This is a genomic window from Hydrogenimonas sp. (genome assembly GCF_029933015.1).
Taxonomy (GTDB): Bacteria; Campylobacterota; Campylobacteria; order Campylobacterales; family Hydrogenimonadaceae; genus Hydrogenimonas.
Genome location: NZ_JAOZOZ010000084.1, coordinates 1 through 6,809, shown reverse-complemented (window position 1 = coordinate 6,809; position 6,809 = coordinate 1). Strand labels below are relative to the sequence as shown.

At 56.2% G+C, this 6,809-nt stretch carries 8 protein-coding genes; 4 read left to right on the top strand and 4 right to left on the bottom strand.

Going from position 1 to position 6,809, the window contains the following annotated elements; genetic code table 11:
• Positions 1-25: 25 nt before the first annotated feature.
• On the bottom strand, positions 26-1,462 hold the full coding sequence (locus Q1K23_RS06585; RefSeq protein WP_300363350.1) for a DASS family sodium-coupled anion symporter: 1,437 nt from the start codon (positions 1,460-1,462) through the stop codon (positions 26-28).
• A gap of 146 nt (positions 1,463-1,608) precedes the next feature.
• Here Q1K23_RS06585 and glsA point away from each other — a divergent pair, with 146 nt between their 5' ends.
• The 4 genes from glsA to Q1K23_RS06565 all read left to right on the top strand — a co-directional run bounded on the left by glsA (position 1,609) and on the right by Q1K23_RS06565 (position 5,470).
• On the top strand, positions 1,609-2,649 hold the full coding sequence (glsA, locus tag Q1K23_RS06580; RefSeq protein WP_300363349.1) for a glutaminase A: 1,041 nt from the start codon (positions 1,609-1,611) through the stop codon (positions 2,647-2,649).
• Between the two features lie 10 nt (positions 2,650-2,659).
• A complete protein-coding gene (locus tag Q1K23_RS06575) occupies positions 2,660-4,054 on the top strand; it encodes an OprD family outer membrane porin (RefSeq protein ID WP_300363348.1) in 1,395 nt (464 codons plus the stop codon).
• 95 nt (positions 4,055-4,149) lie between these two features.
• The gene (locus Q1K23_RS06570) at positions 4,150-4,617 is read left to right on the top strand and encodes an NfeD family protein (protein ID WP_300363347.1); all 468 of its coding nucleotides are present in this window, start codon (positions 4,150-4,152) and stop codon (positions 4,615-4,617) included.
• A 1-nt stretch (position 4,618) separates the two neighbouring features.
• Positions 4,619-5,470: an SPFH domain-containing protein gene (locus Q1K23_RS06565; RefSeq protein ID WP_300363346.1), complete on the top strand. Its 852-nt coding sequence runs from the start codon at positions 4,619-4,621 to the stop codon at positions 5,468-5,470.
• Positions 5,471-5,501: 31 nt separating this feature from the next.
• On the opposite strand, the gene Q1K23_RS06560 is transcribed toward Q1K23_RS06565, so the two are convergent.
• Genes Q1K23_RS06560 through Q1K23_RS06550 form a run of 3 tightly spaced genes read right to left on the bottom strand, consistent with a single transcriptional unit; the run spans position 5,502 to position 6,738 of the window.
• Complete coding sequence (locus Q1K23_RS06560; protein ID WP_300363345.1) at positions 5,502-6,017, bottom strand: hypothetical protein; 516 nt, start codon at positions 6,015-6,017, stop codon at positions 5,502-5,504.
• A gap of 56 nt (positions 6,018-6,073) precedes the next feature.
• A complete protein-coding gene (locus tag Q1K23_RS06555; RefSeq protein ID WP_300363344.1) occupies positions 6,074-6,475 on the bottom strand; it encodes a hypothetical protein in 402 nt (133 codons plus the stop codon).
• 11 nt (positions 6,476-6,486) lie between these two features.
• Entirely contained in the window at positions 6,487-6,738 is a 252-nt protein-coding gene (locus Q1K23_RS06550; RefSeq protein WP_300363343.1) for a hypothetical protein, read from the bottom strand.
• Positions 6,739-6,809 lie beyond the last annotated feature (71 nt).

The window sequence follows — 6,809 nt, the reverse complement described above, 5'->3', positions numbered from 1 at the left end:
GTTCACCGTTCACCGTATCCCTTGCTCAAAAAACCAACAGTATCCAAAACGTCCCGATCCCCATGAAGATCGCCGTATTGAGCATCGTCATGAAAAAGCCGTTGCGGTAGATCTCCTTGGAAGTCATATATTCGGAACTGACGAAGATGACGTTGGCCGAGGATCCCTGGGGTGTGATGACGGCGTTGAAATTGGTGGCGAAAAGCAGCATCAACGCCATCAGCATGGGCGGTACGCCGGCGTTGATCCCCACTTCGAGAAAGATGCCGTAGAGAGCCAGCATCTGGGCCGTCTGGGAGACGAAGAGGTAGTGGATCAGGACATAGGCGAGTATCAGCACGCCGTAGACCACGGGCCAGCCGAACCCTTCGATACCGTGGGCGATGTGTTCCCCCACATAGGCCATGAAGCCGAATCTGTCGAGGTAGGCGCTGAGGGTAAAGAGCACCGAAAACCAGATCAGCGTGCTGAGGGCCTCTCCCTGATGGCGCATGTCGGCCATCGTGAAGATATTGGCCACCATCAGAATACCCAGTCCGGCGAAAGCGACGGCGGTCTTGTCGATGGGCAGGATGCCCGAAAGGGCCCATAGCACGACCATCGTCACGAAGACGATGCCGGTGATCCACTCGTTGCGGTGGACCGGCCCCATCTTCTCCAGCGCCTCCTGCGCCCTGGCCGGGGCGTCGGGCGTCTCCTTCACGTCCGGCGGATAGATCCTCATCAAGACCAGAGGCGCCAGAAAAAAGGCGACGAGACCCGGCACCACGGCGGCCAGAAGCCAGTTGCCGAACGTGATCTCGACACCGAATTTCCGCGCCATCTCGGCACCGAGGGGATTGGCCGCCATCGCCGTAAACCAGATGGTCGAACTGATCGAGAGGCTCACCATCATGTTCATCATCAGATAGGCTCCCAACTTTTTGCGGGTGCCATCGGCCACTTTGGAGCCGCTGTCGTGGGCCAGCGACTGGACGATGGGAAAGAGGACGCCCGAGCGCGCCGTGTTGGAGGGAAAAGCGGGCGCGATCATGATGTCGGTGGCCATCATCGAGTAGGCAAGCCCCAGGGTGGAGCGGCCGAAGCGGCGGATGATGTGCATCGCGATCCGTTTCCCGAGTCCCGATTTGACCACCGCCTGGGAGACGAGAAAGGCGACGACGATGAGCAGGATGAAATTCTGGGAAAATCCGCTGTAAGCCTGCTCGGTACTCAGAAGGCCGCTGAGCACCGTCACCGAAAGCGCCAGCACCGACGCCACCAGAATCGGCAGCAGGCCCACGATGATGGAGAGGATGGTCGTGAAAAAGACGGCGAAGAGTCTCCACGCCTCCGGCTTCAGCCCCTCCGGCACCGGCATGAACCACATCAGAACTCCCGTCAGCAGGGTGAGGCTCCAAAGCACTATCTTTTTCCGTTCCACTCTTCGATGATGGGAGTGATGCTTCGCTCTGTGATCCACCGGTGCTCCTTCCCTCTGCCGTGATGCAAAAACCTCATAATTTCTCGAAATCATTGTAACACATTGAAAGTTTCACATTAATAATCATCATTTATTAAGATTTATACAAGTAAAATGGATGGATATCAATAGAAGAGGAGTAAAAGATGGGTCTATTCACAGAACGTAGAAACTTTTTGAGGCTTTTTACCGTCATCGCGGTGGGTCTCTTTCTATCGTCGAATGTCTTTGCAAGGGATGTCTCCGGTATTTCGACGCTGACCGACGCAAAAATCAAACAGGCGGTCATGGAGGCATACGAAAAGTTCAAAGATGACGACAGCGGCAAAAACGCCGACTACATCAAGGCGCTGGCCGTCGTCGATCCGAAGATCTTCGGTATCACCGTCGTGACGCGCGACGGAAAGGTCTTCGAAGCGGGCGACACGAAAGCCGCCGTCTCGATCCAGTCGATCTCCAAAGTCTTCACGGCCTCGCTGGTGATGCAGGAGCATGGAGCGAAGTTCCTGCAGGAGAAGATCGGCGCCAACGCCACGGGGCTCCCTTTCAACTCGATCATGGCGATCGAACTGCATAACGGCAGCGCCTCCAACCCCTTCGTCAACGCCGGTGCCATCCAGTCGACCAGCTGGGTAACGGCCAAAGACTCCAAAGAGCGGTGGGCGAAGATCAAAGGGAACATGGACGACTACGCGGGCCGCAAACTCCCCTTCAACGAAGAGGTCTACGTCTCCGAAGTCAATGACAATAAACGCAACCAGGCGATCGCCAAACTCCTCGACGCCTATGGCCGCATGGGATCCGATCCTCTGGAAGCGACCACGGTCTACACCAAGCAGTGCTCCGTCAACGTCACCTCCCACGACCTGGGCGTCATGGGTGCGACCCTGGCCAACCACGGCGTCAACCCCATCACGAAGAAACGGGTCCTGAAAAAGGCCTACGTCCCCCGTCTGCTGGCCGTCATGGCGACAGCGGGTCTTTACGATAACGCCGGCGACTGGCTCTACTCCACCGGTGCACCGGCCAAGAGCGGCGTCGGCGGGGGCCTTTTGACGGTGATTCCCGGCAAACTCGCCATCGGCGTCGTCTCTCCGCCGCTGGATAAGTACGGCAACAGCGTCCGGGCCCAGAAGGCGACGATCTACATCATCGAAAAACTGGGGCTGAACCCCTTCGCCCAGTAAAAGGAAAAAAATGAGACTCGAAACACGCCATATCCTCCTGGCTTCGCTTCTGGCAAGCCTGCCGCTCGCTGCCGCCGAACCGGTCATGTCGCCCTCCGACAAGGTCGTCGACCAGGATCACCCCTACGAACCGATCCTCACCCGCAGAGCCGAGGGGATCTTCATCGCCGACACGGAGTGGAAAGTCACAGGCGACATGCGGGCAGGCTGGGTCCAGTACGACTACGACAACCCGCCCGGCAGCCGCCACGACGGCAGCGTCAACAAGGGGCACACCGACTCCAAAGGTTTCTATTTCATGCCAAAAATCTCCGTCGAATCCCCGGATTACAACGGATTTTCGGGCAAGATCACGGGTGCCGGCGTGACCGACTTCGGTCTCAACGACCCCGATTACGAAACACGCACCTTCGCCCTGGGCACCGACAACAAAAGCTACGCCATCCTGCAGGAAGCCTACCTCAGGTACAAAGACCAGACCAACGAAGTGGCCATCGGAGCCAAGGAGATCGTCACACCGATGATCGACGCCGACGACTGGTACCTGCTGGCCGATACTTTCCAGGCCGCCTACTACATCAACAGCGCCTTCGACAACGTCAAATGGGGATTCGCCTACTTCTACAAGATGGCGGGCCCCTGGGACAGCGGCGCACGAGACGGCAGCGAAGAGTACGCCTCGATGTCGGAAGCCAGTTTCCTCCCCGACGAGGTCAAGGACGAAATCGGCGATGAGGGGGTCTACACCGCCGCGCTGGTCTATGCAACCGAACATCACAATCTGCAGTTGTGGGAGTATTACGGTGACGACATGTACAACACCTTTTTCGCCCAGTACGACTACACCGACAGCTGGGAGAGCCTCAGCTACGATTTCGGGCTGCAATTTATCAACTTCGAAGATGTGGGCGAAATGGAGGATTACGGCAAAAGAGAAGGCAACGAAGGGATCGGTTACAGTATCTACTCTCTCCGCTTCGACGGAAGTTTCGAAAACGGTTTCGATTTCGCCACGGGGGCGAGTTTCTACACCGACGGCGAGGGGACGGGCGCGACACTGGGCGCCTGGGGCGGCTACCCCTACTTCGCCAACGGCATGATCTTCCACTTCTTCGAAGCCGGCAGCCTCCGAAACGCCAACAGCTACAAGGCCCAGGTCGGCTACGACCTGAGCCAGGCGGGTGCGCCGGGGCTCTGGGCCGGCACCCGCTTCACCTGGTTCGACCTGGACGAAGAGTACTCCAAAACCGCCGACGGCGAGCCGCAGGATAGCATGTCGATGCTGGGCCTGCGCCTCTCCTACAACCACAAAGGGTACTACTGCACCGCCACCTGGGAAGGGGTCGACCTGGACAACGAACCCGACATCTGGGCGTTCCGCCTCATCGGCGGCTTCACGTTCTAAGACCCTTCTCAGGTGGACCGCGCCCCGCCCTCCGGCGGTATTCGCGGGCCGAAACATGCTATACTTTCTTCAAAGCCAACGTGTGAGGTGATCTTATGGCTTCTCTTTCCGACATCGTTCTGTGGTGGCACTGGATCGTCCTGGGCATCCTTCTCGTCGCCGCCGAGATCGTGATTCCCAGCTTCATCGTCATATGGTTCGGCATCGCCGCGCTGATCGTGGGCGGCGTCGACTGGTTTTTCCATACGACCTTCACCCAGGAACTCTTCCTCTGGACGCTGCTCTCCGCCGCGCTTCTGGGTATCTACTTTCTCTTTTTCAAAAAAAACGAGCCCGTACCCACCGTGGGACAGTCCGAAGGGGAGTACGCGGACATTCCCGGGGTCATCACCGAAGATCTCGGCGAAGGACGCTACCGGGCGCATTTCGAACTGCCGGTCCTGGGAGACAGGGTATGGATCGTCGAATCCAGCGGCGGAAAGAGACTCGCCAAAGGCGACCGGATCAAAGTGGACCGTGTCTACGGACAGATCATCAAAGTCAGCAAAATAGAAGGAGCTTGAGATGGCAGGATTATCCATCGCGGTCGTTTTACTGATCGCCGTTTTCGTCGTGCTCGTCACGGGTGTGCGGATCGTACCCCAGGGCGAGGAGTGGGTCGTCGAGCGTCTGGGAAAATTTCGCAAAGTCCTCAAACCGGGACTCAACATCATCATTCCGTTCATCGATTCGGTGCGCTCCAAAATGACGACGAGGGACATCATCCTCGACGTCACCAAACAGGAGGTGATCACCAAGGACAACGCCGTCATCATCGCCAACGCCGTGGCCTTCATCAAGATCACCGATCCGGTCAAGGCGCTCTACGGCGTCGAAAACTTCAAACTGGCCATCCAGAACCTCATCATGACGACGCTTCGCTCCATCATCGGCGAGATGAAGCTCGACGAAGCCCTCTCCAACCGTGAAACGATCAAAGCCAAGCTCAAGGAGCAGATCGTCGACGACGTGGCCGACTGGGGTATCACCGTCAAAACCGTCGAGATCCAGGACATCACCCCAAGCCCCTCGATGCAGCAGGCGATGGAGCAGCAGGCGGCCGCCGAACGGGAACGGCGCGCCATCGAAACGCTGGCGGAGGGAAAGAAAAACGCGATGATCCTCGAAGCCGACGGAAAGCTGGAAGCGGCCAAAAGAGAGGCCGAAGCCCAGGTGAAGCTGGCCGAAGCCTCCGCCGAAGCGATCGGCCAGATCTCCTCCTCCATCGAGGGCCAGCCCATGGGGGCGATGTTTCTGCTGGGCGACCGCTATATCGAAGCGCTGAAAAAACTTTCGGATTCCGAAAACAGCAAATTCGTCGTCTACCCGGCCGATCTGCAGGAGACGATCAAGGGTCTGCTGGGAGGAAAGAGATAGAAAAAGCCGGCGAGAGCCGGGCTTTTAAAAATCAGAGGGCGGAGGCGTCGATGCTTTTTGATTCGATCTCCGCTCTTTCTACTTTGCTCAGGCGGTTGAGTTCGTCGTCGGTGTACTGCAGATAGAGGTCTCCTCCCGCGAAGCTTTTGGTACACTTGATCAGAATCTGCCGGTCTCCGATCTTCTTGAATTTCACCTGCTCCGTCGCGTATTCCGGTTTTTCGAATTTACCGTATTTTTTTTCCATGATCAGAACGAGGACGTCCATATTGTTCTGGCACTCCTCCATCGTCGTGAAGTATCCCACGCCCCAGATCTGCCGGATCTTTTTGCTTAGAGGGGTCGTCATGACGAAATATTTCTGGAAGTATTTCACCTTTTTGGGAGGAATCACTTCATAAAGCGTTTCGCCCGTCCCCGTCTCCTGGGTCGACTCCATCATCTTGTCATCGAACGTATCCCCCAGTTTCAGACCGAATCCTCCGACGATCTCGCCTGCAGAAAGAACGAGTGCCGACAGCAGCAACAGTGACATGATCTTTTTCAAAACTATCTCCTTACGCTTTTATTTGGGATTATACCGATATTATCTGAACCCCATTTTTAAAACCGTTTTTTTCTCTTTCTCTCTATCGTCAAATCGCTTCTGGAGCGGAGTTTTTTCGGGGTTTTGAACTTTTCGAGACGTTTCATGTACGGATCGTTCTCCGCTACAGGGTTTTTCTTTTTCTCTTCGCCTTTTTTATCCCTCTTTTTCTGGGAAAATCCGAGCCTGAAGATGGCCCAGACGATCAGAGCGCCGAAAGAGAGCACCGCGATCCACTTCAGCAGCAGATAGCGGCTGATATCTTCGGTATGTTTCGTCATGACGGAGTATTGGGCCATATCCTCGTAGACCGCGTCGGCCACGTAGATCCCCACGAACCCGAACACGATCAGCAGCAGATAGCGGAAATTCCTTTTGAAAAAGAGACTCGCCGCGGCCCATTTGAGATAGTGGTACATCCTCTATCCTCTCAGAACCAGCTGATTCCCAGCAGTGCCAGAAGCGCGAGGAGTCCTTTCGTCTTGTACTCTCCCACCAGTTTGTCCTCTTCGTCCGCGATGATGATCTCCAGCTCCTCGTCGGTGAGCGTATCGATATCGACCCGGCTCTCCACCAGTCTCGCCCGTGTCCGCATGATCGCCTTTTCCCGAAGACGCAGATAGAACTTCTCTTTCGTCTTTTCGGGAAGATATTTTATTTTTTTTACGATTTCATCTTTCATGGATCTATTTTAGCATATCGCCGAAAGAGGGCCCTCAGGCGACGGCAGGCATACAATCATTCATTTTTTCG